At 69.2% G+C, this 25,317-nt stretch carries 15 protein-coding genes; 2 read left to right on the top strand and 13 right to left on the bottom strand.

Translation table 11 applies throughout. The features are described 5' to 3' along the window. Window positions 1-34: 34 nt before the first annotated feature. From MWM45_RS11640 to MWM45_RS11675, 8 genes are all read right to left on the bottom strand, one after another. On the bottom strand, window positions 35-1,303 hold the full coding sequence (locus tag MWM45_RS11640; protein WP_247826582.1) for an IS110 family RNA-guided transposase: 1,269 nt from the start codon (window positions 1,301-1,303) through the stop codon (window positions 35-37). Window positions 1,304-1,566: 263 nt separating this feature from the next. Beyond that, window positions 1,567-3,006, bottom strand: a complete 1,440-nt coding sequence (locus MWM45_RS11645) for a glycosyltransferase family 39 protein (protein WP_247826583.1) — start codon at window positions 3,004-3,006, stop codon at window positions 1,567-1,569. Window positions 3,007-3,170: 164 nt separating this feature from the next. After that, on the bottom strand, window positions 3,171-4,169 hold the full coding sequence (locus MWM45_RS11650) for an ABC transporter substrate-binding protein (RefSeq protein WP_247826584.1): 999 nt from the start codon (window positions 4,167-4,169) through the stop codon (window positions 3,171-3,173). A 120-nt stretch (window positions 4,170-4,289) separates the two neighbouring features. Beyond that, on the bottom strand, window positions 4,290-5,033 hold the full coding sequence (locus MWM45_RS11655; RefSeq protein ID WP_043441131.1) for an ABC transporter ATP-binding protein: 744 nt from the start codon (window positions 5,031-5,033) through the stop codon (window positions 4,290-4,292). A gap of 2 nt (window positions 5,034-5,035) precedes the next feature. Beyond that, the gene (locus MWM45_RS11660; protein ID WP_247829217.1) at window positions 5,036-5,881 is read right to left on the bottom strand and encodes an ABC transporter permease; all 846 of its coding nucleotides are present in this window, start codon (window positions 5,879-5,881) and stop codon (window positions 5,036-5,038) included. A 41-nt stretch (window positions 5,882-5,922) separates the two neighbouring features. Beyond that, entirely contained in the window at window positions 5,923-7,947 is a 2,025-nt protein-coding gene (locus MWM45_RS11665) for a glycosyltransferase (protein WP_247826585.1), read from the bottom strand. Then, window positions 7,944-9,131: a UDP-galactopyranose mutase gene (gene glf, locus MWM45_RS11670; RefSeq protein ID WP_247826586.1), complete on the bottom strand. Its 1,188-nt coding sequence runs from the start codon at window positions 9,129-9,131 to the stop codon at window positions 7,944-7,946. The genes MWM45_RS11665 and glf overlap by 4 nt, the downstream gene beginning before the upstream one ends. Before the next feature lie 114 nt (window positions 9,132-9,245). Beyond that, a complete protein-coding gene (locus MWM45_RS11675; RefSeq protein WP_247826587.1) occupies window positions 9,246-11,297 on the bottom strand; it encodes an acyltransferase family protein in 2,052 nt (683 codons plus the stop codon). A gap of 216 nt (window positions 11,298-11,513) precedes the next feature. Between MWM45_RS11675 and MWM45_RS11680 the strand changes: the two genes are divergently transcribed. Continuing rightward, complete coding sequence (locus MWM45_RS11680) at window positions 11,514-15,644, top strand: FtsK/SpoIIIE domain-containing protein (protein WP_247826588.1); 4,131 nt, start codon at window positions 11,514-11,516, stop codon at window positions 15,642-15,644. On the opposite strand, the gene MWM45_RS11685 is transcribed toward MWM45_RS11680, so the two are convergent. Next, on the bottom strand, window positions 15,607-16,029 hold the full coding sequence (locus MWM45_RS11685) for a hypothetical protein (RefSeq protein WP_247826589.1): 423 nt from the start codon (window positions 16,027-16,029) through the stop codon (window positions 15,607-15,609). The genes MWM45_RS11680 and MWM45_RS11685 overlap by 38 nt on opposite strands. Window positions 16,030-16,280: 251 nt before the next feature. Between MWM45_RS11685 and MWM45_RS11690 the strand changes: the two genes are divergently transcribed. Next, window positions 16,281-16,529, top strand: coding sequence for a WhiB family transcriptional regulator (locus MWM45_RS11690; protein WP_043441485.1), 249 nt, complete (start codon window positions 16,281-16,283; stop codon window positions 16,527-16,529). A 155-nt stretch (window positions 16,530-16,684) separates the two neighbouring features. Here MWM45_RS11690 and MWM45_RS11695 read toward each other — a convergent pair whose 3' ends face one another. From MWM45_RS11695 to MWM45_RS11710, 4 genes are all read right to left on the bottom strand, one after another. Next, a complete protein-coding gene (locus MWM45_RS11695; protein ID WP_043441120.1) occupies window positions 16,685-18,163 on the bottom strand; it encodes a sensor histidine kinase in 1,479 nt (492 codons plus the stop codon). A 118-nt stretch (window positions 18,164-18,281) separates the two neighbouring features. Next, complete coding sequence (locus tag MWM45_RS11700; RefSeq protein WP_247826590.1) at window positions 18,282-23,111, bottom strand: NAD-glutamate dehydrogenase; 4,830 nt, start codon at window positions 23,109-23,111, stop codon at window positions 18,282-18,284. A 47-nt stretch (window positions 23,112-23,158) separates the two neighbouring features. Next, window positions 23,159-24,490 carry a CpaE/TadZ family protein gene (locus MWM45_RS11705; RefSeq protein WP_247826591.1) on the bottom strand — a complete coding sequence of 444 codons (1,332 nt, stop codon included), beginning with the start codon at window positions 24,488-24,490 and terminating at the stop codon, window positions 23,159-23,161. Then, window positions 24,487-25,143 carry an SAF domain-containing protein gene (locus tag MWM45_RS11710; RefSeq protein WP_247826592.1) on the bottom strand — a complete coding sequence of 219 codons (657 nt, stop codon included), beginning with the start codon at window positions 25,141-25,143 and terminating at the stop codon, window positions 24,487-24,489. The genes MWM45_RS11705 and MWM45_RS11710 overlap by 4 nt, the downstream gene beginning before the upstream one ends. Window positions 25,144-25,317 lie beyond the last annotated feature (174 nt).

The following is a 25,317-nucleotide window of genomic DNA, read 5'->3' on the forward strand; positions in this document are numbered from 1 at the left end:
TGCCCACCTGGGCAGCAGGCGCGCCAGTCAAGGGTCATACCTGTAAGGCGTCGACCGCTGAGTCCGTCAGGGCTTCTGCCCCGGTGTTGTGATCATGAAGCCAGCCCCGGTAGCGCAGGAGGAGGTGATCGTTGCGGGTCCGGCCGCGCTCGAGCCGGGAGAGGGTCGATGGCCACTCACCAAGACTGCCGGCTGCTTCCTGCAGCGTGACGCCCAGTTCGTGGCGGAGAGGTCGCAGGTCCGCGATGGCGGGTGCCGGAACCGGGTTGGTGATCTGGCGGTAGACCTCGCGGGCGACGTAGCGCTTCAGGCACCGCATGATCTCCCGTTTGCTCTTACCCTCCTCCGTGCGTTGAGCGACATACTCCTTGGTTCGGGGGTCGATGTTCATGCGCACCAGGACGATGTGGTGCAAAGCGCAGTTGGCCTGCCGGTCACCTCCGCGGCTGAGCCGGTGACGACTGGTCTTACCCGACGAGGCAGGAACCGGGGCGACACCCGCGAGGGCCGCGAACTGGGCCTCGTTCCTCACCCGATCCTGGTTGTCTCCGAGTGTGACAAGCAGTTGGGATGCGACATCGGTGCCAACACCGGTCAGCTCCTGTAGCATCGGCGCATACGACTCCAGGATGTCCTTCAGCTGGGCGGTAGCTTCATCGATTTCCTCGCTCAGGTGCTGGTAACGCACGGCCAACGCCTTGAGCACGCGCGCCGTCACATAGGAGGGATCGGCCTGGTGCCCGGACGGTCGGGATCGGGCCATGACCCCGATCATGGTCGCCGTGGGCATGCCCTGATACTCGGACCGCAAAACCTCCGGAGCGGAGATCAACAAGCCCTTGATCTGGTTGATCGCTGCGCTGCGCGACTTCATTGCGGGTACTCGTACTGCGCGCAGGACCCGTAGGCATTCAACAGGCCCGTCCTTGGCTTTCGGGACCGCGGTACTCCTACCTGCGATGACGGATTGAGCTGCACGATACGCATCCAGTGGGTCTGTCTTGCCCTTGAGCCGGCGGTGCTGGCGGTCGGGCCGGTCTACTTCAATGACAATCATCCCTTCGCCCTGCAGGACCTTTGTCAGGGCAGCGCCGTAGGTGCCGGTACCTTCCATGCCTATCTGCAGCACTTCACCGAATCCGGTGATGAAGCGAAGAGCCTCACGATAGCCCGCGGCAGTCGTGAGGAACGCCTGGTCGGCTATCGGTTTGCCGTACTCGGTGACGACGGCGACGTGATGAATATCAGCGTGCGTGTCGACACCCACCACAACGCGTTGTTCCTGCACTTCAGGATCTGACACGTCTGCCTTTCAACGGAGGAGGGTCTCCACGTGGCCAGAACAGGCAGGCAATACGGTAAGGGGATCTGGTCAGGCTCCTATCAGGCCATACCCGCCGGCACGTGAAGCGATCGTGGGCCGGTGGACAGGTCCTGTGAAGGACAGCAGCCTAGGGGCTGCGTCAGGTGGACAGAGAGTCACACCGGATCCGCGATCAGTTTCCACTATTACCGATGGACGGGACGCGCGACGGGCCGTCGAACTCCTTCAGCGTGCCCAGCGGGTCACGACGGCGACGGGTCCCCGACGACGCCGTCGCGGACGAACCTGACCACCGAATTGGCCGGTCCGTCGAAACGCGCTCCAGCGCGATAGCCGAGCGATTCGAGCGTCCGCTCCGGAGCGGGGTCCTCCCTCGGATGCACCACCCAGACGACATCGTGCGGCAGGATCCTGTCCTCCACGGCGTCCAGGTCGAAGCGCTGATCGTAGATCCTCCCCCACTCCTCGGCGCTCGTGCCGATCGTGACGTCGTCAAGACCGGCGAAGGAGTCCTGGTAGGCGATCCGGCCGAGGCCCGCATCCACCGTCAGGGCGATGGCTTCCCCGGCCTCGGCCTCGGCTCTGATGGTGTCCGCCACGAAGCGGAAGTCGTCTCCCGGACTCCTGCCGTATTCCGTCCGCTGGCCCAGATAGGACGGCAGGGCCAGCAGCGCGACAGTAGCCAGCACACCGACCGCCGCCCGACCATCCCAGACCGACGGTGTCGCCGACCGTCCACCGCGGGATGCGGGCTCCCCCACCCTGAGCACCACCCCCGCTGCCAGGAGCGGGACGGACGGCAGGACGAACGAGAGATAGCGGGGCAGATAGTACGGGGAGCCGAGAACCAGGGACCCGCCGATGACACAGACCAACGGGACCACGAGGAGCGGCACGGCCAATCTCGCGGCGAAATGCTTCCGGAGCCGCAAGGCCCCCACGATCGTCAGGCCCCACAGGACCACAGCGAGCCCGACCGTGGTGAGGTTCTCGCCGGGGGTCGGCAGAGGGGCGATGTCGCCGTCGAGCATGAGGTAGGCGTCGCTGAAGAACTGCAGGAGGACGACCTCCGCGATGACGCCGCTGTCGATCGGGCGTATCCATGCGATCTGGAACTGCTGGCTCGCGCCGATCGCGGCCAGGCAGGCCGCGGGGATGAGCCACGCCGGGCTGGTCGCCAGGAACGGGCGCCAGCTCTCCCGCAGTCTCCGGTCCAGGCAGACGGTCACGGCGTGGGCCACGAGGACGAGCACCGTGTAGAAGGACAGCAGCGTGGCCAGCAGGCCTGCCGCGGCGTAGCCGATCCAGAACCGCCGCCTGGGGAGCTCGCGGGCACGTACGAGGAAGTACGTCGCGGCGACGCTGGCAGCGAGCGCCAGCGCATAGGACCGGGCATCGGTGGCGACATACTGGGTTCTCGGCAGCAGCACCATGAGCAGGGCGGCCGTCAGCCCGTAATTGAGGCTTCCGATCCGCCGTCCGATGGCGACGACCAGTCCCGCAGCCACACCGATCGCCAGGACGCCCGGCAGCCGGAGTGCGAACTCCGACAGGCCGAAGAGTGCTGCCCATCCGCGCATCAAAAGATAGTAGAAGCCATGCACGGCATCGATGTTGCCCAGCATCCGGACCAGGTCGGGCAGACTGCGATCGATGGCACTGATCGTAGCGGCTTCGTCCACCCAGAAGCTCGGGGTATGGATCCTGAATCCGGAGTAGGCGACAGCCAGTACCCCGACAAGGACAGCAGGTCTCGTTGTCCTTTGCACATCCCCAGTAAATCACGCACCGCTGATCCATCAGCGATCAGGGGCGCCCGACGGCTCGAAGCCTCCCGGACAGCGGACTACTGGCGCACGTCGAAGGCGGCCTCGGCAAGGATGGGGACGAAGTTCCGCGCCAGCCACTCGATACTGAGCGGGGACACCATGATCATCGCAGCGCCCATCTCGTCCTTCGGGGCGAGGACGGTCTGCTGGGCCGGATCGAGATCTCCCGCGAGTTCGTCCGCAAGCTCCTGGGCCCGCCGTCGTTCCGCGACGAGGACCAGGACCTCCGCACTCAGTTCCTCCGCGCGGGCGCGAGGCCATCGGACCTGCCCGACCCGACCGAAGACATCGTCGACCAGCTCCTCGGACTCCTCCAGGCCGGGCGGCAGCGGGGCGAGGTCCATACCGAACTCCTCGAGGATGCCCACAGGCCCGGACGCGGCCCTGTAGACCCCGAGGTCGGCCCCTGCCGCAGTGAAGGCCTCGACAACGAGGAAGGTGGTCCCGGGCAGATCCGGGTAGTCGGAGACCGACGCCGTGATCCGCTGCTCCGTGTCCCGGATGAGCTCGGCGCCCTCGTCCGACCTGCCGAGGGCCCGTGCGACCTGGTCGACCGTCTCGCGCCAGGAGGGCTTCCCCGCGGTCGTCCCGTGGACGACCGGGGCGATATCGGACAGGCGACCGTACTGCTCGCGGGTGATGTCGGCACCGAGGGTGAAGATCAGATCCGGTTCGAGCTCCTCGATCGCGGCGAGAGCCAGATCGACATCATCCGGATAGAGGACCGGCATCAGGGTCTCCTCGGCGACGCGCCGCAGGTTGTACCAGGGCGTAGCGTTCGACCCCGGCATGCCGAGGGGTGCGATCCCGAGGGCGATGCAGACATCCGCAGCGGCGTATCCGAAGGTCGCGATGCGCACCGGCCGTTCAGCGAGTGTCGTCACCCCGAAGTGATGCGTCACATCGATCGGGAAGGCATTCCTCCCGGCCCCCGGATCGTCGTTGCCGTTGGTGCACGCGGCCGCGATGAACGGCAACCCGAGCATCCCCAGGACGACGGACCGGCGGCTCATCATCGGTCGAGCCCCACCGGCGCTCTCATGTCTCAAAATTCTTCCCTCTCGTGAAATCCCGGTGTTCCAGGCGCCTGCTTCGTTCCCGACGGGGACCGGCGTCCGGTGCCCCCTGGCGCTTTCCTAATGATCGCTTGCGCGCTGTCTCAGTTCCGAGACGACGGATGCCACGTCGCCGTCCTTCACGAGCCGTCCGTTCTCGAGCAGGATCCCGCGTTCGCAGACACTCGACACCAGGTCGAGGTCGTGGCTCACGACGATGAGGGTCTTCCCCGCGGCTGCGAGCTCCCTGATCTTCGCCAGGCATTTCCGCTGGAACGGCTCGTCCCCGACGGCGAGGATCTCGTCGACGAGGAAGATGTCCGGATCCGTGTGGACCGCGATCGAGAACGCGAGCCGGAGGTACATGCCCGACGAGTAGAACTTCACCTCGGTGTCGATGAACTCGCCGATCTCGGCGAACTCGATGATGGAGTCGAACCGTTCCTCGATGTCCTGCTGGGACATGCCGAGGATGGCCCCGTTGAGGTACACGTTCTCCCGCCCGCTGAGGTCGTGGTGGAACCCGGCCCCGACCTCGATGAGTCCGGCGAGGTGTCCTCGTGTGCGGATGACCCCTGCATCCGGCTGGAGCACCCCCGAGATCAGCTTGAGGAGGGTCGACTTGCCTGAGCCGTTGAGGCCCAGCAGGGCGACGGTCTCCCCGGTCCGCACCGTGAACCCGACGTCGTCGAGTGCCTTGAACTTCTGGACGAGCTCACCCCTCCGGCCGCGGACGAACCAGACGAAGGCCTCCTTCAGCGAGCGGGTATGGCGGAGGACGAAGCGCTTCTGCAGTCCGGTGGCGACGATCGCATCGGTGGCCATCCTCAGAGCTCCTGGGCGAAGTTGACCGACAGGCGCCGGAAGACGAGCTGGCCGATGAACAGGATCACCAGTGAGAGGACTGCCGCGACGGGCACCCACAGACCGAGGAGGTCGGGCATCAGCGTGGGCCCGGACGTCGTGTCCTCGAGGGTGGGGACCCAGAAGCCGAGATGGAACAGTTCGACCGCGACGGTCATCGGGTTCAGCTGGTACAGGAAGAACCACTTGCCGAGCGCGTCGCTGACCAGGATCCAGCTGTAGAGGACCGGCGACGCCCAGGTGACCACCATGAGGATCATGTCGACGAGGTTCTCCGCATCCCGGAAGTACACATTGACCGCCCCGAACAGCAGTCCGAGCCCGGCCGCCAGGCAGGCGACGATCAGGAAACCGACGAGCACCAGGAACAGCTGAAGGACGCCCGGACGCCAGCCGACGACGAGGCAGGCGCCGCCGAGGACGAGGAGTTGCGGGAAGAAGTGGACGGCCGACACCCAGACCGCGGAGATGGGGAACAGCTCGCGCGGGAGGTAGATCTTCTTGATGAGGTCCCGGTTCTCCACGATCGACCGCGTCGCGTTGCCGAAGGCCTCGGTGAAGAAGTTGATGAGCACGATCCCGGAGAACAGGTAGATCGCGTAGTTCTCCGTCGTGCCCTGGAGGTTGAGGAAGATCCCCAGCGCCACGTAGTAGACGGAGAACTGCAGGAGCGGTTTGAGGTACGACCAGAGGAGACCCAGCACGGATCCGCGGTAGCGGACCCGGATCTCCTTCCGGACGAGGAGCCGCAGGAGGAACCGGTTCTTCAGGACAGCCGCAAGTCCGCCACCAGCACCCGGTGTCTGCATGGCGCCCGGCAGGTCCGCTGCGGACCCTCGCACCCCGCTGCTCAATCTGCCGTGTCTCCCTCGATCTCCTTGGAGAACCGGCGGAATGTCCTGTTCCAGGCCTGCCGACTGGTGAACTCGGGCAGGGCACCGCTGTACTGTGCCTGCAGTTCGGACCAGTTGCTCACGAGCTTCCAGTGCCGCGAGAGCGTCTTGCCGAGGAGGGAGAAGAACATGGAACGGTCGCGCCGATACCACGACACCCCTGTCCCGTCCGAGGCGGTGACCAGCGCGGAATCGAACCGCGTGAGGCGCCACCAGCGCGCATCCATGGCGGGGACCTCGACGGTGGGGCGCTCGACCGCCTCGGCGGGAACCGGGCGCCATTGGGCCACCAGGGCGAGAACGGCGCGGACCAGCGATTCGGGAACCGTCGCCGGCTCCTGGATGGCGTGGTGGCTCTTCCGTTCCTGCACCTCCGGGAAGTCGGAGGAGTTCGGCATCACCCGGGCATCCGTGAAGTCGCGCCGTGTGGTCCTGACCCACTGCAGTCGCTCCCCCAGGGTGGCATGGAGGTGTGCGGGTCCCTCGAGGACGTCGTCGAGCGCCTGGATGCGGACGGCTACCGCGGAGTACTGCATCGACAGGAGGTGGCGGACGTCGAGTGCGAGGCTCTCGAAGGGCATCCTCCCTCCGCGGTCGAAGGGGGAATGGCTGAGGGCAGCGACCCACCGGTTGCGCTGATGGTAGTAGGCCTGCCAGTCGATCGTGTCGTCCTTCTCCGTCCAGGGCATGTGCCACACCGCTGCACCGGGAAGGGTGACCGTGGAGAAGCCCGCCTTCTGTGCCCGTACGCCGTACTCCGCGTCGTCCCACTTGATGAAGACCGGCAGGGCGAGCCCGATCTCACGGACGATCTGCAGCGGGATCAGGCACATCCACCAGCCGTTGTAGTCGACGTCCACGCGTCGGTGGACCCACGGCGTCATCCGGAGGTTGCGCTCCGAGAAATCGTGTCCCTCGAGGCTCTTCGCCGCCGGCCCCCAGAAGAAACGACGGCGGTCCACCTGCTCGCCGAACGTGTGGAGGACGGCCCGCTCGTAGAGGTTGAACATGTGGCCGCCGACGATCGTCGGGTCGGTCGTGTAGTTGGCGAAGCGCAGGGCGCGGAGGATGCCCTCGGTCTCGATGCTCACGTCGTCGTCGAGGAGCAGGACGTAGTCGCTGTCCTCCCCGCGCAGGGCTTCCTCCATACCGCGGGCGAAGCCTCCCGAGCCGCCGAGGTTGGCCTGCTCGACGAGGCGGAACTTCCCGCCGAGCCGTGCGGCCGCCGCCGCGTACGCGGCCTGTCCGGTCACCCTGTCGTCGCCCTGGTCGATGATGATCAGGCGGTCGAGGACCTCGAGCAGATCGGGGTCGTTCGCGAGGGTGGTCATGTGACGTACCGCGTACTCGGGGCGGTTGAAGGTCGTGACCGCGATGGAGAGGGTCCCCTGGCTGCGCGCCGAGGCGGCGGGCACGGACCAGTCGGCCCGCGACAGCGTCACCTCCGCGTCATGGGCGACGAGGTCGAACCAGTACCAGCCGCCGTCGACGAACGATGCCAACGGCAGATCGAAGACGAGCTCGCCGCCGGCCGTCGTCGTTGCACTGTCGACCCTGTTCGAGGTGCCACGCGGGCTCGACCGGTAGACGATGACCGACGCTTCGGAGCCTGCCTCCACCTCGACGCGGAGCCGCACGGAGCGTACGGGGGTGTGGCGGCGCCAGTAACTGGCCGGGAACGCGTTGAAGTAGGTGCCGAGGGAGACCCTCTGATGCGCCGGCAGTTTCAGACTGGTGCGTCCGGCGATGAAGTCGGACCTCTGATGGCTGAGGACGGGGAACGAGGGTGCGGTCTTCGGCGCCCCGTTCCGGATCGCCCGGCGGGACGGGTCCACGACGCGCCGCGCCGGATTGAAGTCCACATAGAGGGGCAGGACGTCGGTGTCCCCCTCGACCGGGAGCACGACCTTGTGGACGACCTGGTAGGCGGCACCGTCCGTCCCGGCGCCGCTGCCGACGGCCTCAGTCGTTCCGACGGTCATGCGTCGACTCCGCCGCTCTCGAACTTCTGCCCACTCGTGAAGTGCGGCGTGACCTTGTTGTCGAACATGGCGAGGGCCGATCCGATCGCCATGTGCATGTCGAGGTATTTGTAGGTCCCGAGGCGGCCGCCGAACAGCACGGACTTCTCACCCTTCGCCAGGTCGCGGTAGGCGAGCAGTTTCGCCCGGTCCTCGGAGGTGTTGATCGGGTAGTAGGGCTCGTCGCCCTTCTCGGCGAAGCGCGAGTACTCCCGCATGATGACGGTGGCGTCCTTGGTGTAGTCGCGCTCCGGGTGGAAGTGGCGGAACTCGTGGATGCGGGTGAATGCGGCATCCTCGTCGGGATAGTTCATCACCGAGCAGCCCTGGAAGTCCTCGACCGGGAGCACCTCCTCCTCCAGGTCGATGGTGCGCCAGGAGAGATCTCCCTCCGCGAAGTCGAAGTACCGGTCCACGGGCCCGGTGTAGATCACGGGGACCTGGCCGAGCGTCGACGAGCGCGAGTACTCGTGGCCCTCGTCGAAGAAATCGGTGTTGAGGTGGACGTCGATGTTCGGGTGGTCCGCCATGCGCTCGATCCAGGCCGTGTAGCCGTTGACCGGGAGTCCCTCGTACTTGTCGTTGAAGTACCGGTTGTCGTACGTGTAGCGGACGGGGAGGCGGGAGATGATCTCCGCCGGCAGGTCCTTGGGATCGGTCTGCCACTGCTTGCCCGTGTAGTGCTTGATGAAGGCCTCGTACAGCGGGCGCCCGATCAGCTGGATGCCCTTGTCGTTCAGGTTCTGGGGGTCCGTGCCCGCGAGTTCGCCCGCCTGCTCCTGGATCAGCGCCCGCGCCTCGGCGGGGCCGAGCGCGGAGCGGAAGAACTGGTTGATCGTGCCGAGGTTGATCGGCATGGGGTACACCTCGCCCTTGTGGCGGGTGTAGACCTTGTGCACGTAGTTCGTGAACTCGGTGAAGTTGTGGACGTAGTCCCAGACCCGCTCGTTGGAGGTGTGGAAGAGGTGCGCACCGTACCGGTGGACCTCGATCCCGGTGCGGGCCTCGTTCTCGCTGTACGCGTTGCCGCCGATGTGGTGCCGGCGGTCGAGCACAGCCACCTTGAGGCCCAGCTGGGTGGCCGCTCTTTCCGCAATGGTCAGGCCGAAAAAGCCCGATCCGACGACAACGAGGTCAACGCTCACAAGTGCTCCTGAATTGATTCTGACGACGGACATGCCCGCTTAAGGCTACCCGACGGAAGCCGAGGCCCTTCCAACCGGAGGGGCGGTCCGACACCGACCGCCCCCACCACCGGCCTACAGACGGACGGTCTCGTCGAAGCGCTGGGTGAAGATCGGCAGCATGGTCCTGAGGTAGGTGGCGCTGACGTGGTTGTCGTCGATGTACACGAAGACGTTGCCCACCACGGCCGGGCACACCTCGTCCCGGCACAGGTAGTCGGTGAAGTCCAGGAAGGCGATGTTCGGGGCCTGTTCGAGCAGTTCGGCGACCGGCGGCTGATCGGTGAGGGTCTCAGCGCGGGGAGGGTTGCACTCCGGGCTTTCCGCACCCTGCGTCTCGACGCAGAGCACCCGACTCGTCCCGAAGCGCGGATTGTCGCGGACGGCCGCCACCTGGATGCCGCTGTCGTCGAGCATCCGTGCCGTCCGGGCGAACCCGGCCGGCAGGAGGTCCTGCGGATCATCGCTCCGGGCCACCGTTCCGACCGTGTAGACGAGGTCGGGCGCCTGCTTCAGCACGTAATCGGTCACCGCCGCGTTCCACTGCTCGCACTCCGGTGTGCGTCCCTCCGGACCCGACCCGTACTTGCATCCTCCCAGCAGGACGAACGTCAGCTTCCAGCCCCTCTCCTGCGCCATCGCGGCCAGCGGGACCGACCACTGCTGGGAATGCGAATCGCCCACGACGATGATGTCCCGCACGGGCGTGGAGGGAGGATCGATGACGTAGCACTCACTCCGGATCAGTTCGTCCTCGGGTTCGTCGTCCCCGGCACACACCCTGTCGAGCTGGAAGTACTCCTTGCCCATCTCGGTGGTCGCGGGGATCAGTGGGACCCCCTCGGGAGCGGACAGGTCGAGGAGCGGGTCCAGCACCAGCGCGCCGGGATTGTTCGTGTCGGCGTTCGCGGCGACGTCCCGGGCCTGCTGGGTGATGAGGTGCTGCCAGCCGGCCAGGGGTGCGGCGACCAGCGCCACGCTGACGGCCAGGACCACCACGGCACGACGCCGCCGCCTGTCCGCCCACGCCAGTGCCCGCATGGGCCGCTCGACGAAGCGCATCGTCAGGTACGCGAGTACGAGCGACACGGCGATGACGATGAAGCCGCCCAGGACACCTGGCGAGGGCCGGTCCTGCCAGATGAGGGCCAGCACCAGGACCGGCCAGTGCCACAGGTACAGGGCGTAGGACAGGTCGCCGACGCGGACCAGGGGCTTGGCGGACAGGAAGCGGTCAGCGCCGATGGCGCTGCCGGTCTGGCCTGCGACGATCACCAGCGCTGCGGCCAGCAGCGGCCACAGCGCGACATATCCGGGGAACTGGCCCTGGACATCGAGGATGAAGCCGCCGCTGAGCATCGCGACGACACCCACCCAGCCGGCGAGGATGCGCAGTACGAGCGGCAGCCGGATGAACGGCAGGGCCAGGGCCAGCAGGGCGCCGAGTGCGAACTCCCACAGGCGTGCACGGGTGTCGAAGTAGGCGTAGGCCTGGTTCGTGTACGTCTCCCAGATCGAGAACCCGAGCGAGGCGACGAACACGACGCCGAACACGAGCAGGACCACGCCACGCACCCTGAGCCGGAACCTGCGGGCCAGCAGCGCACTGGCGAGGAACAGCAGGGGCCACAGGATGAACACCTGGCCCTGGACCGAGAGGGACCAGAAGTGCTGGAGGGGACTCGCGAGGCTGTGGTCGTCCGCGTAGTAGTCGACCGCGTTCGAGGCCAGAACCCAGTTCTGCACGTAGAACAGGGACGCCCAGGACTGCTCGATGATGTCGGGCCACCGCGATGGCGGGACCAGGACGTAGCTCGCCCCGAGGACACCGACGATGACGACGACGACCGCGGGCAGCAGCCGCTTGAACTGGTGCAGCCAGTGCCGTGCAAGGTCGAGCGGCTTCCCGCCCTCGACCTTGCGCAGGAAGGACAGGGACAGCAGGAACGCGGAGATCAGCAGGAAGACGTCGACACCGCCTGAGACCCGGCCGAACCAGACGTGGTAGGTCACCACCATCAGCACGGCGAGCGCCCGAAGGCCCTGCACCTCGGGACGGAACCCACGGTCGGAGCCGCCGGCCGCACCCCGGGGAGCAGCGGTCGGACTTGCTTCAGCGACGGCCATGGGCATTCTTCTCGGTAGACACGATGATCGATTGTACCGGGGCGACCTCCACGGCCGGATCGGTCGCGGAGGTGGGTCGCGGAGGGTGGGTCGCGGAGTGGGGTGCCCCGCCCCCGGCCTGCGGCAGGCGTGGTTGTCCACATCCCGGGGGTGCCGATCAGGACCCGCCCCCTCCCGCCCTAGCATCGGGACGAGTCACCGTCCAGGAGGTTCCCGATGAATCTGCATGTCACTCTCGCCGGTGCTCCCCCGACGGCCTTCGCACCGCGGGAGATCGTCGTCGACACCGACGTCCTCCGCACCGGCGCGGCACTGGCGGACCGGCTCACGGCGGGCGGGTACCCGGGGCCCTTCACCGTGGACGGACGACCGCTCGCCACCCTCCTTCCCCACTCCGACGACCTCACGCATGGCGCCGTCATCGTGTGCGGAACGCCGCCGGGTCCCTCCACCCCTGCATCACTCCCCCACCTCGCGTTCGTCGTCCACACGGGCCCCGATGCCGGACAGGTGATCCCCCTGACGCGGGGCAGCTACGTCATCGGACGCGCGGGGGCCGACATCGCCATCGCCGACCCTGCCCTCTCCCGGCATCACGCCCTGCTCACGGTGACGGAGGACTCCGTCCTCCTCGAGGACCTCGGGTCGGTGAACGGGACCTTCGTCGGGGAGGCGGGGATCACGACGGCGGAGATCACCAGCGCTGCGGACCTGCGGATCGGAGGGAGCCGGTGCGGTATCCGACTGATCGACGATCCGGGATGGACGCCAGGAGACCCCCGGGACGTCCTCGAGCCCCTGTCCATCGGTGCGGAGCTGCCGGGCAGGCCGTCGCGCATCCTCGTCGTGTCGGCATTCCTGCCCCTCGTGCTCGGGATCGTCCTCGCTCTGACCACCGGCCTGTGGTTCTTCCTCGCGTTCAGTGCGCTCTCCGCCGTGACCGGACTCGTACCGCTGACGACGTATCGCCGGAAAGCAGCCGTCTTCGCCGACGAGGTGCGCGACGCCGCCGGTCGGGACCGCGCCAGGCGCCGGAGTGCGGCGCCCGATCCCGGACAGACGGGGCTCGAGGCTGTCCGTGCATCCCGCCACCCGCCGTCGGAGGCGGCCCGGGCCGCGAGGCCGGAAGCGGACCTGGTCCTGCTGCGGCTCGGCAGGGCGGACCAACCGGCCAATCTCACGGCCGCGCGGGCCGCTTCCGCATTCGGGCCCCCGACGCTGGACGCCGTCCCGCTCCTCCTTCCCTGTTCTCGGGCCGCGGACACCGGCGACGCGTCCCGCGCCGGCTCGTTCACGATCACCGGTGACGGCGAGGAAGTGCAGGGCGTCCTGCGGGCGCTCCTGCTCCAGGCGGCCCACCCGCGGTCGGGAGCCCCGACCGTCGTGTGCTGGGGACCGGCCCGGGACCTCCCGCACCACGCACGCTTCCTGCCGAACGTGCACCTCACGCATGACCGGGGAGCCCTCGCCTCGCTCGCAGCACAGGCCGCGCTGCTGCTGGTCTTCCAGCTCTCCGGGGACCTGCCCGGGTTCGCCGGCGAGGCGAAGGCCTTCGTCATCCGCGTCGCCGCCGGACCACGACCAGACCGGGCCGTCCCCGGGCGCGGGGCGGGCCCCGGAGCATCGGGGATGACGCTGACGGCGGGGACCGCCCGGGCCCGCATGGATGGCCACGACTACGAGGTCCTTCCGGACCGGGTCTCGGCCCGGACCTTCGAGCGGACGGCCCGGGCGCTCGCCCGGGCGGCGGCGCTCGACCCTGCCTCGGCGGCCGACGACCGGAGGACCCGGCCCTCCGCGGCTCCGGCCCTGCCGGAGTCCGCCTCCCTCTGGTCGGAGGATCTGATGCCGGCGACGCTCGCACCAGCGGTCACCCACCGGTGGTCAACGTCCGGCGGCGAGCACGCCACCGCCCACGTGGGCCGGTCCGGGGAGGGCCCGCTGTCGATCGATCTCGTGAAGGACGGCCCGCACCTCCTGGTCGCCGGCACCACCGGTTCGGGGAAGTCCGAGTTCCTGAGGACCCTCGTGCTCGGACTCGCCCTCGATCAGCCACCCGAGCACCTCACGCTGCTCCTGATCGACTACAAGGGCGGTTCCGGCCTCGGTCCGCTGGCGGCCCTGCCGCACTGTGTCGGCAGTCTCACCGATCTGTCGGCCGAATCGACGGGCCGGGCCCTGACGTCGCTCCGGGCGGAGCTGCGCCGCCGGGAACACCTGTGCTCCGCGTACAGCGCGCACGACCTGGACGAACTCCGCCGCGCCGCGCCGGAGGACTGCCCCCCGCGACTGGTGATCGTGATCGACGAGTTCAGGATGCTGAGCGACGACGTTCCCACCGCGATCCCGGACCTGATGAGGATCGCCTCGCTCGGCCGGTCACTCGGAGTGCACCTGGTCCTGGCGACCCAGCGGGCGCAGGGCGCGGTGACCCCGGACCTGAGGGCGAACATCACCGCGACGGTGCTCCTCAGGGTCCAGACCCCGATGGAGTCGCAGGACCTTCTCGGGACATCGGCGGCCGCCGGCCTGCCCCTGCACGCCCCGGGCCGGGCCTTCCTGCGCCGCGGATCCGAGGCGCCGATCGCCTTCCAGGTCGCGTCCTCGTCGGCGGTACCCGCCGCGGACCGCAGTGCGGGCTGGCAGGACCTCGCCGCACACGTCGCTGGCGCATCGGCCGGTGCTGCCCGGGCGGACGTGCCCGACCCCGACGGAGCAGCCCCGCACCGGCGGCAGTGCGCCGTGCTCGGACAGGCGGTCGATGCCCTGCGATCCGCGGCCGGCGGGTCCTCCGCGCCGCGGCCACGCCGACCCGTCCTGCCGCCCCTGCCGGCCGTGCTCACCTCGCGGGCATGCGAAGACTTCCCTCCCGTGATGGCGGAGGGCAGCACCCCCGGTGCCCGCCCTGGACGCGGGGGTGTGCCCCTCGGCGTCGCGGACTTCCCGGACCGCCAGGAACAGCGGCTCCTGCTCTGGCGACCCGAGGACCACTCCCACCTCGCCGTCCTCGGGCTCCCCGGCAGCGGCGCGACCCAGGCCATCGCGGCGGTCGCCTCGCGCCTGCCCGCCGTCGATCCCGACGTCCACCTGTATCTCCTCGACGGTGACGGCGGCCTGACCGGCTGCTCGACGGGCCCACAGGTGGGTGCCTATGTCCGATCGGACGAGACGAAACGCGCCGGCCGGGTCCTCGAGAGACTGGTGGGTCTCGCGGGCGGGCCCCCCGAGGACCAGCCGAGGATCGTCCTCCTGGTCACCGGATGGGGACGGTGGAGCAGCCAGTTCCGCCAGGGCCGCTTCGCCCGCGCGGAGGAGGACCTGCAGTCGCTCGTGCGGGACGGCGCTGCGCGCGGGGTCACGGTCTGCATCGGTGGGGACCGGGAGTTGACCACGGCCCGGTTCTTCGCCCTCCTCCCGAACCGCGCCTACGTCCCGCTGGGCGCCCAGCCGGAGACGACGATGACCTGGCCGAAGATGCCGCCCATGGATGCTGTCGCGGGCCGAGGCTTCGCCCAGGGCCGCATCACCGGGATCTGGGGTGACGGCACCTGCCAGCTCGTGCAGGAGGTTGCCCGCCCCGGCCCACTCCTGATACCCCCGGCCCGGGCGCCGTTCCCGGTCCATCCGCTGCCGTCCACCGTGGACGCCGCCCGGCTCCATCGGCGACCCGTGGCGGAGTCGCGGCGGGGATCGATCGATCTCCCCGTAGGGCTGTGCGGGGACGACCTCGATCCGTATGCGATCAGCCTCCGGCCCGGCGAGGTCTTCCTCGTGCTGGGCCACCCGACGGCAGGACGCACCACGGTGATCCGGGTGCTCAGGGATTCGGCATCCCGGCTCAGGCCGCGTCCTGCCGTCTTCGCGCCACCGGACGGCGGCGCCGACGCCGAGTCGCTGAGCTACTGGCGGGATCTCGCCGGGCGCGGCGTCGGCCCGTCGGCGCGGGACTGCCTCCTGCTCGTCGATGATGCGGACCATCTTCCCGCCGACGTGCACCAGGCGCTCGCAGGGCTTCTCGCGCAGGGTGCCGCCGCGGTGCTCACCGCCACGCCGGGTCCGTCCCTGATGGCGCGGGTCCCCCTGGCCGTCCACGTCCGCGGACTGGGACGCGGCCTCGTGCTGTCCCCGAGGTCACCGGCCGACGGCGACGTCCTCGGGGTGCGCCTCGAGCCGGAAGGCTCCCCCACCCCGGGCCGCGGGTTCGCCTGCGACCCGTCGGGCATCGTTGAGGTCCAGCTGGCGCGGGTGCAGGAGTGTCAGGACGGGGAGGAACCGCCGGGGGCAGCGCGGGGCCGGCCCGCACCGCGATCTACAGCGTTCGTCCCGGCCCCGCCGCCCGGGTGGTGAAGTCGATGACGGGCTTCGAGAAGAGGGTGAGGATCACCGCTGCGGCCGGGGCGATGAGCAGGAGGCCGATGAGCGGATTCCCGGCCGTGAAGAACGGGAATGCCAGGATCACCAGGAACAGCTGGACGACGAGGGACGGCGATCGCGGCCAGCGGAAGCCGGCCACGAGTTTCCCCGCCATGGCCACCAGGCTCGCGGCGACCAGCAGGAGCAGGACGGTCATGAAGACCGATCCTCCGACGGAGATCGGGTCCCGTCCGAAGATCGAGAGGAGGAACCCGATGGACAGGGCGAGGAGGGCGATCGCCTCGAGCACCAGGACCACGGCGATCAGGACGACGCCGGGCGGTCGGGTTGCCCGCTGCGGGGCCGGATCGGTGGACACCCTCGAACCCTACCGGACCGGCTGCTGACCGCTCGATGTCCGCCGATCAGGTCCATAGCAGGCATCGCTGTGACAAACCACTCATCCGTCGGACCAATTAGAGCGGTCAAGCCCTTGTTTACCTGTTGGTTACGTGACAGCGTTAACTCAGTTGAAACCCGGGGGCCGAAATCGGCCCCTTTACTATGAGCCCCCTCGTGAATGTTTTCACAAACACACGATGCGTGAGGCTGAAGGAGAATGTGATCACCATGGATTGGCGTAGTCGCGCGGCCTGTCTGGACAAGGACCCGGAGCTGTTCTTCCCGGTCGGGAACACCGGACCGGCGCTCCTTCAGATCGAGGAAGCGAAAAGCGTCTGCCGCCGCTGTCCGGTGCAGGACACCTGCCTGCAGTGGGCGATCGAGTCCGGGCAGGATGCCGGAGTCTGGGGCGGATTGAGTGAGGACGAGCGCCGTGCGCTCAAGCGCCGGGCCGCCAGGGCCCGTCGCGCCTCGTAAGGGGCTCCGGGCCGGGGAATCGGTCCGGTGCTGACGGGGCCCTGCAAGGCGCAGGGTCCGGTCGATCGACGAAGGGCCGCCCGGTGGGCGGCCCTTCGTCGTCGGAGCCGCCGTCCGGACTCCGCCGGTGGGACGACCGCCCCGAACCGTTCCGCCTAGAAGCTCTGGTTGAGGCGCAGTCCCAGCTCGAGGGTGACCGACGTGCCGCCACCGGGACGTGTGCTCCACGCGATCGTCCCGTCGAGCTCGCTGGTGACCAGCGTCCTGACGATCTGGAGGCCCAGGCCTTCAGCGTGTCCGCCGACCGGCAGGCCGACGCCGTCGTCCTCGACCGTGACGCAGAGGATCTCCTCGCCGTCGTCCTCCGTCCGCCGGTTCGCCCTGAGCCACACGGTCCCGGCGCGGCCGGACAGACCGTGCTCGACGGCGTTGGTCACGAGCTCGTTGATCACCAGGGCCAGCGGTGTCGCGAGGTCGCTCGGAAGCTCCCCGAAGTCCCCGCTGCGTTCGGTCCGGACCGCCTGCGACGGTGACGCCACCTCGGCGGACAGGCGGAACTGGCGGGAGATGAGTTCGTCGAAGTCGACGCTCTGCGCGAGGCCCTGGGACAGCGTCTCGTGCACCAGCGCGATCGTCGACACACGGCGCATGGCCTGCTCGAGGCCGAGCTTCCCCTCCTCGCTGACCATCCTGCGGGACTGCATCCGCAGCAGCGCGGCCACGGTCTGCAGGTTGTTCTTCACGCGGTGGTGGATCTCGCGGATGGTCGCGTCCTTCGACACGAGTTCCATCTCGCGGCGCCGGAGCTCGGAGACGTCCCTGCACAGCACGAGGGCCCCGAAGCGTTCCTTCTCGTCCCGCAGTGGGATGGCCCGCAGGGACAGGCTGACGCCGCGGGACTCGATCTCCGTGCGCCACGGCATCCTGCCGGTCACCACCAGGGGCAGCGTCTCGTCGACCATGCGGCGGTCCTTCAGCAGGCCCGTGGTGATCTCGGCGAGCGGCCGGCCCTCGAGGGTCTCCACGTCCCCGAGGCGGCGGAAGGCCGACACCCCGTTGGGGCTCGCGTACTGGACGATGCCGTCGACGTCGAGCCTGATCAGCCCGTCGCCCACGCGGGGTGCGCCGCGGCGGGACCCGGTCGGGGTCGCGAAGTCGGGCCACAGCCCGAGCGTGCCCATGCGCAGGAGATCGTAGGCGCACTGGCGGTAGGTCAGTTCGAGCCGGGACGGCATCCTCGAACTGGACAGGTCCATGTGGGTCGTCACGACGGCGAGGGTGCGGCCGTTCCGCACCATGGGGACGGCCTCGACCCGCATCGCCATCTCGGTGGTCCAGTTGGTCTCGCCGGAACGCTCGATCTTCTGGGACGCCCAGGCGACGTCGACGAGCGGCTGGAGGTCCGCCCGGATCCGCTCGCCCACGAAGTCGCTGTGGAAGACGGTGTGCGACGTCGACGGCCGGGCATGCGCCAGCGCGACGTACCCGCCCCCCTCGAGCGGGAACCACAGGGCGAGGTCGGCGAAGGCGAGGTCGGCGACCATCTGCCAGTCCCCCACCAGGAGGTGGAGCCACTCCGCGTCGCCGGGCTCGAACCCGGCGAACTCGCGGATCGGATCAGTGAAGATAGCCATGGAGTCTCTCTGTTGCGAAAAAACGGCCGGCGGACCGCGGACCGGCGCCGGCCCTCCGGCGGGGACGCCGGGATCCAGTCTGCCACTCCAGGCCCGACACCTCCGCCGGGAGCGGCCGTCAGCGGACGATCGAGCGGAGGAGCCTGAGTGCGACCGACAGCGACGAGATGTCGTCCTGCTCCAGCATGTTCACCTCGGCGAACATGTTGCTCGCCCGCTGGAGCTGGTCCTCGTTCTGGTCCTGCCACGCCTGGAGCCGTTCCCCGGCATCGCGGTCCTGCAAGTCCTGGGACGCGCGCATGACGGCCACGGTGATGTCCGCGGCGGTGGAGTAGAGATCGTCCCGCAACGCCGCCCGTGCGAGAGCCTGCCACCGGTCCGTCCTCGGCAGCTTCGTGATCCGCTCCAGCAGGTTGTCGACCTCGAAGCGGTCGTAGACCGCGTAGTAGACACGGGCGATGTTCTCGACGGGCTCGTCGATCCTGCGCGTGGCGTGCGCGATGTCGAGCAGGGCGAAGGATTCGAACTGCTCGGCCCAGTGCCGGCCGAGCTCGTCCGGCAGGCGCCACTGAGCAGCCCGCGCCCGCCAGCTGCGGGCCCGCTCCAGGTCGTTGCCCCGGAGATACTCGCAGAGGTGCATCCGGAAGGGCGCGATCAGCGGCTTGAACGCGTCGATGTTCTGGTCCACCGAGGTGCCCGGCTCCACGTGGTTGACGAACCAGCGCACGGCGCGGTCCAGGAGCCGCCGCAGATCCAGGTGCACGGTGCACCAGTGGTCCGTCGGGAAGTCCGCCGGCAGCGCCGCGAGCGTGTCCACGGTCTCGTCCAGCGAATAGATCTCGCGCAGTGCCACGAAGGCGCGGGCGATCTCCGGTTCGGCGACGGAGGTCTCCTCCATCACCCGGAAGGCGAACGTGATCCCTCCCATGTTGATGATGTCGTTGGCGACGACGGTCGAGATGATCTCCCGGCGCAGGGGGTGGGTGTCGAGCAGGTCGTCGAACCGCTCGACGAGCTGGCGCGGGAAGTAGCGCCGCAACGTGCCGCTGAAGTACGGATCGTCGGCGAGGGTGCTGGCCGAGAGCACCCTGGTGAGTTCGATCTTCGCGTAGGCCGCGAGGACCGAGAGTTCCGGCGCGGTGAGGCCCTGGCCCGCGTCGATCCTCCGGCGCAGGTCCGCCGTGGTCGGCAGCGCCTCGAGGTCCCGGTCGAGATCGGCCTTCTTCTCCAGCCAGTCCATCATGCGCTCGTAGCTCGGGCCCCATTCGACGACCCGCTGGCGGTCGTTGAGCAGCAGCACGTTCTGGTCGATGTTGTCCTGCAGGACCAGCCGGCCGACCTCGTCCGTCATCGACTGCAGGAACTCCGCGCGTTCCTCGGGCTGCAGGCGCCCGGCCCGGACCATCCTGTCGACGAAGATCTTGATGTTGACCTCGTGGTCCGAGCAGTCCACGCCGGCGCTGTTGTCGATGGCGTCGGTGTTGAGGACGACCCCGGACAGCGCCGCCTCGATGCGTCCGCGCTGGGTCATCCCGAGGTTCCCGCCCTCACCGACGACGCGCGCCCGCAGTTCGCTGCCGTTCACCCGGATGGCATCATTGGCGCGGTCGCCCACATCGGCGTTCGTCTCCTCGGAGGACTTCACGTAGGTCCCGATACCGCCGTTGTAGAGCAGGTCCGCGGGGGCCCGGAGGATGGCGCGCAGCAGTTCAGGGGGACTCAGCTGCGTGACCCCGGCGTCGAGGCCCAGCGCTTCCCTCACCTCGGGCGAGACGGGCACGGACTTGACCTGCCGCGGGTACACACCGCCGCCGGCGCTGATGAGCGCGGGGTCGTAGTCCTCCCAGCTCGATCGGGGCAGCTCGAACAGGCGCCGTCGCTCGGCGAAGGACACCGCCGCGTCCGGGGTGGGGTCCAGGAAGATGTGGCGGTGGTCGAAGGCCGCCAGGAGGCGGATGTGCTCCGAGAGGAGCATCCCGTTACCGAAGACGTCACCACTCATGTCGCCCACGCCGACGACGGTGAAGTCGTCGGTCTGGGTGTCGACGTCGAACTCGCTGAAGTGCCGCTTCACGGACTCCCACGCGCCACGCGCGGTGATGCCCATGGCCTTGTGGTCGTAGCCGACCGATCCGCCGGAGGCGAAGGCATCGCCGAGCCAGAAGTCGTACTCCGCGGACAGCTCGTTCGCGATGTCCGAGAACGACGCCGTGCCCTTGTCCGCCGCGACCACGAGGTAGGCGTCGTCGTCGTCGTGCCGGACCACGCGGGGCGGCGGCGACACCGTCTCAGTGGTGCCGTTCGTGATGACGTTGTCGGTGATGTCGAGCAGACCGCGGATGAAGGTGCGGTAGCTGGCCTGGCCCTCGCCGAGCCACGCCTGGCGATCGAGGGCGGGGTCCGGCAGCTGCTTCGCGAAGAAGCCGCCCTTGGCCCCGGTCGGCACGATCACCGCGTTCTTCACGGTCTGGGCCTTGACGAGGCCGAGCACCTCGGTCCGGAAGTCCTCGCGCCGGTCGGACCAGCGCAGACCGCCGCGGGCCACCTTGCCGAAGCGCAGGTGCACTCCCTCGACCTGCGGGGAGTAGACCCAGATCTCGAACTTCGGCCGCGGGAACGGGGCCCCGTTGATCCGTGAGGTGTCGAACTTCAGGCTCACGTGGCGCTTGTCCTGGAAGTAGTTGGTCCTCAGGGTCGCCTCGATGAGGTTGGCGAAGGTCCGGAGCACGCGGTCCGCGTCGAGGGTCGGCACCTGCTCCAGGCCCTCCTCGAGCGTGGTCCGGGCCGCGTCGGACGCGGCGTACCGGTCGCCGTCGAGATCGGGGTCGAACCGCGCGGTGAACAGCGCCACCAGGGCCCGGGTGACGACCGGGTTGTGGAGCAGGGTGTCGGCGACGAAACCGTACGAGTTGGTGTTGCCCATCTGGCGCATGTACTTGGCGTAGGCACGCAGGATCGCGACCTGGCGCCACTCGAGTTCCTCGCTGAGCACGAGCCGGTCGAACTGATCGGACTCGCTGTCGCCCGTGACGGCCGCCCTGAAGGCGTCGCGCAGCAGTGACGCGGTGGCAAGCGGCGAGATGCCGGTCGGGAACCTCAGCCCGAGGTCGTACAGGAAGAACGAGCGATCGTCCGACCGCGTGATCTCGAAGGGCCGCTCGTCCAGCACCTCGAGGCCGAGGTTGTGGAGATAGGGCAGGATCTGCGTGAGGCTCTTCGCCTCGGTCAGGTAGAGCTTGAGACGGGCGTCCTCGGCATCCTGCCGCTGCGGCACGTACACGTGGAGCTGCGGAGCCCCGTCGCCCGCCTCGGCCAGCCGCTCGAACCGGGAGATGTCCTCCAGGGCGTCCTCGACCTCGTAGTCGACGCGGTAACTCGGAGGGAAGGATTCCGCCCACAGTGTCGCGAGGCGCTGCGCGCTGTCCTGCTCGAACCGCTGCTGGGCGACCTCGACCACTCCCTCGGACCAGGAGCGGGCCGCGCGGACGAGGCGTTCCTCGAGCTCCGCGGTGTCGATCGGGGGGATCTCGACCCCCCGCTGCAGCCTGATGCGGAAGAACAGCCGCGCGAGCGCGGACTCGCTCATCCGTGCCTCGAAGTCGATGGACTCGGCGGCGAGTGCGGTGCGCAGCTCGTCCTCGATGCGCCGCCGGACGCTGGTCGTGTAGCGGTCGCGGGGGAGGTAGACGAGGGCGGACATGAAACGGCCGTACACGTCCGGCCGCAGGAAGAGCCGCGTGCGCCGTCGTTCCTGCAGGCGCAGGATTCCGAGCGCCGTGGACACCAGGTCCGCGACGTCGATCTGGAACAGCTCGTCGCGCGGGTAGGTCTCGAGGATGGACAGCAGGTCCTTGCCCGAATGCGAGTCCGAGGGGAACCCGCAGCGGCGCAGCACCTCGGCGACCTTGTCGCGGACGAGGGGAACGTTGCGCACCGAGCCGGTGTAGGCGCTGGTGGCGAACAGGCCGATGAAGCGGCGCTCGCCGTCGACGTTGCCCTGGGCGTCGAAGCTCTTGATGCCGATGTAGTCGAGGTACGCCGCGCGGTGCACGGTCGAGCGCGAGTTCGCCTTCGTGATCACCAGGACCCGGCGTTCGCGCGCCTTCGCGCGTCCGGCCTCGGTGAGCTGCTGCAGGTGCCTGCCGCCACTGCCGTGCCGGAGCAGACCGAGACCGCTGCCCTCGCGCACGCGGAGCGCGTCGGCGCCGTCCTCGTCCGTCACGAGGTCGTACTCCTTGTAGCCGAGGAACGTGAAGTTGCCGTTGTCGAGCCACTGCAGGAGTTCCTGCGCCTGGCGCAGGTCGGGGAGCTGCTCGGCGCCGGCGACCGATGCGAGCGACGCCTCGACGGAGCGCACCGTGCCGCGCATCGCGGGCCAGTCCTCGACCGCGGCACGGACATCGCCCAGCACCCGGTGGAGGCCGTCGATGACCGACTCCTTCGCCGCCGCGTCGGACAGTCGCGCGACCTCCACCGAGATCCACGACTCGATGTGCGTGGTCCGTCCGTCGAGGCCCACGAGCTCGCCGATGTTCGGCAGGGCCGCGGTGTCCCCGCTCGACGCGCCGGCGGTCGAGGGGACGCGCTTGAGTGCCGTGAGGGCGTGGGATTCGTCCTCCCGCACCGCGAGGAACGTGGGGTGCACCACCAGCCGGATCGCGGCGTTCTGCCGGACGAGCTCGGCCGTCACCGAGTCGACGAGGAACGGCATGTCGTCGGTGACGATCATGACGACGCTCGAGGTGCCCTGGTCCATGACGCCGACGGAGGCCGTTCCCGGCTCACGGGATTCGGCGAGGTCCCGGTGGGCGAACGCCCGCTGGCGGAGATCGGTGGGGACATATCCGACGGCGTCCTCGCGCGCGAGATGCTCGAAGTAGTGCTCTACGAAATCCTCCCGTGACGTGTCCGAGCTTGACTGATCCGTTGTCCTGGATCCAGACGACATGGGGAGGGCCTCCGTAACGAAATGAAAGGCCGCTCCGTTGCGACCTCTTACCGTGGAAGCCTAGCCGGGATACCCGGAAACTTCACGTTGCGCGGCCGCCCTCCGGGCCCGCGCCGCCGCGTCTGTCCGGCGGCGGGGACATCGGCGAGGCCGGCGATAGCGAGTCTCAGCGGGGAGCCCGGCGCGGTCTCGAGCAGGGCCGTTCCGGCGAGCAGCGCCCGGTCCGCCGCCGCATGGTCCATGGGCAGGAAGGCGGAGATCCCGAGGGACGGTCCGAAGCGCTCCCAGGCCTCCCGCAGCTGCGTCTCGGGAGCACGGCCCACCGCTGCCGCCCGCACCTTGTTGAACACCACACGCGGTGTGGCCGTCGGGACCGCGTCGCCGAGTTCCGCGAGCGCCTTCACGAGGCGCGGGACGCCGATGGTATCCGCCGCGCCGAGAGCGATGACCGTGTCCGCGACCTCCAGGCAGCGCAGGGCGGCACCGTTGCGGCGCGGCGCGAGGGTGTCGAAGCTGAGTTCCTCGTCGGCCTCGAGGCAGAATCCGCAGTCGACGACGGTCACCTCCGCCAGGGAGCGTCCCGCCTCGAGGACCCTGCCGAGGGCTGCGGGCCGCAGCTCGGGCCATCGGTCCGGGCGGGTGATGCCAGTCAGTACGCGCAGGCGGCCGCCCTTCACCGCGACACTGACCGCGATCCGGCCGAGCGCCGTGCCGTCGATGCGGCCCTGGTCGGCGATGCGGCAGGCCTGGGCGAGGCCGGCCGACTCGTCGAGCAGCCCGAGCGACGCACCGATGCTCGCCCCGTAGGTGTCGGCGTCGACCAGCAGGACCGAGCTGCCCGCCGCGGCGAGTTCCGCGGCCATGTTGAGGGCCACGGTGGTCCGCCCCGGTGCCCCCGGCGGACCCCAGACGGCCACGATCCGCCCGGCGCCCGGTTCCTCGGCCACCTCGGCGGGTTGCACGGCCACCGCGTCGGGCAGGCCGAGCGGATCGGCGTAGGCGAGGGAACCCCGCGGCCCGGCAGGGTCTGCCTCGAACCGTCCCACCGCCCGGGTGACGGCGGCCGCGAGCACGGCGGGCTCCACCGTCACCTCGACGTACTCGATCCCGTCGAGGACGGGGCCGTCGGCTCCCGGCAGGTGGTTGCAGAGCGCGACGACGACGGCACCGGTGAAACGCAGGCGGTCGACGAGGGACGCCGTCAGCTCGGCGGCACCGGGAGCGATGATCACCGCACGTGCGAGGCCGCTCTGGCATGCGGCGACCAGCTCCGTGAGCTCCGCGCAGCGACGCACGACGGTCACGGGCCCGCGCAGCTGCTCCAGCCCGGGCACGTAGGCACTCGCCTCCGCTCCGAGCGTGATGACCGGGATGCTCATGAACCGGCGCCCAGATTCAGGACGACGGCGATCCGGGCATCGTTCGACAGCGCACCCAGCAGCTCGGGCATCGCGTCGTCGTCCACGAGGACCTGGACGAGGGTGGAGGAACTCGCCCCGAGGGCGGACTCCCCCACGGTCAGCTCCGCCACCTCCGCGGCCTCGAGGAGCAGCCGGGGTTCCTCGTAGGAATTCGTGTCGGTCCGGAGCGAGACCCAGACGTCCACCCGGTCCCCTGCCGCGGCCCCGTTCGGCAGCGGGTCCTCGACCGTGAGCCCCACCGGCTTGCGACCGAGCCCGTCGGTCGTGCCGACCGCGGCGGCCGGGACGAGTTCTCCCCGTGTGACGAGCCGCGTGGCGACCGCTCCGTCAGGGATGCCGTCGGCCACGGGCAGGTAGGCGGCGGACGAGTCCCCCAGGCGGACCGGAACAGCCACCAGGTCCTCCTCCGTCAGCCTCGACCCCACGGCGAGGTCCTCCCGGGCCGAGTACATCTGCGTGGTGGCGTTCTGGCTGTCCAGGAGCGCGATCACCCCCGCGGTGGAGGCGAGGACCAGGAGGAGCCCGATCAGGAGCCTCGGATCCTTCCAGGACGGCTTCCGCAGGCGCGGAGCCTCGCTCGGCAACTGCACGGCGCGCGTGTCGGTGCTCACTGTCGTCCCCCACTCGACCGGTGGGACCCCCATCGGACCCCACTCCCCGCAAGTCATTGTCGTGCACGGTAGGCCCCAGGGGAACCGGTCGACCACAACTGGGCTCGACGTGTGGAGAACCGCGGCAATCGGGCTCAGCGGTGGCAGACTGGAGGAACACCCCGAACGACCAGG

The organism is Arthrobacter antioxidans, from assembly GCF_023100725.1.
GTDB classification, from domain to species: domain Bacteria; phylum Actinomycetota; class Actinomycetes; order Actinomycetales; family Micrococcaceae; genus Arthrobacter_D; species Arthrobacter_D antioxidans.

Coding starts and splice junctions, on each gene's coding strand:
- MWM45_RS11650 (WP_247826584.1), bottom strand. CDS start 4,169: ATGATGAGCCGCCGGTCCGTCGTCCTGGGGATGCTCGGGTTGCCGTTC.
- MWM45_RS11655 (WP_043441131.1), bottom strand. CDS start 5,033: ATGGCCACCGATGCGATCGTCGCCACCGGACTGCAGAAGCGCTTCGTC.
- MWM45_RS11660 (WP_247829217.1), bottom strand. CDS start 5,881: ATGCAGACACCGGGTGCTGGTGGCGGACTTGCGGCTGTCCTGAAGAAC.
- MWM45_RS11665 (WP_247826585.1), bottom strand. CDS start 7,947: ATGACCGTCGGAACGACTGAGGCCGTCGGCAGCGGCGCCGGGACGGAC.
- MWM45_RS11675 (WP_247826587.1), bottom strand. CDS start 11,297: ATGGCCGTCGCTGAAGCAAGTCCGACCGCTGCTCCCCGGGGTGCGGCC.
- MWM45_RS11680 (WP_247826588.1), top strand. CDS start 11,514: ATGAATCTGCATGTCACTCTCGCCGGTGCTCCCCCGACGGCCTTCGCA.
- MWM45_RS11690 (WP_043441485.1), top strand. CDS start 16,281: ATGGATTGGCGTAGTCGCGCGGCCTGTCTGGACAAGGACCCGGAGCTG.
- MWM45_RS11695 (WP_043441120.1), bottom strand. CDS start 18,163: ATGGCTATCTTCACTGATCCGATCCGCGAGTTCGCCGGGTTCGAGCCC.
- MWM45_RS11700 (WP_247826590.1), bottom strand. CDS start 23,111: ATGTCGTCTGGATCCAGGACAACGGATCAGTCAAGCTCGGACACGTCA.
- MWM45_RS11705 (WP_247826591.1), bottom strand. CDS start 24,490: ATGAGCATCCCGGTCATCACGCTCGGAGCGGAGGCGAGTGCCTACGTG.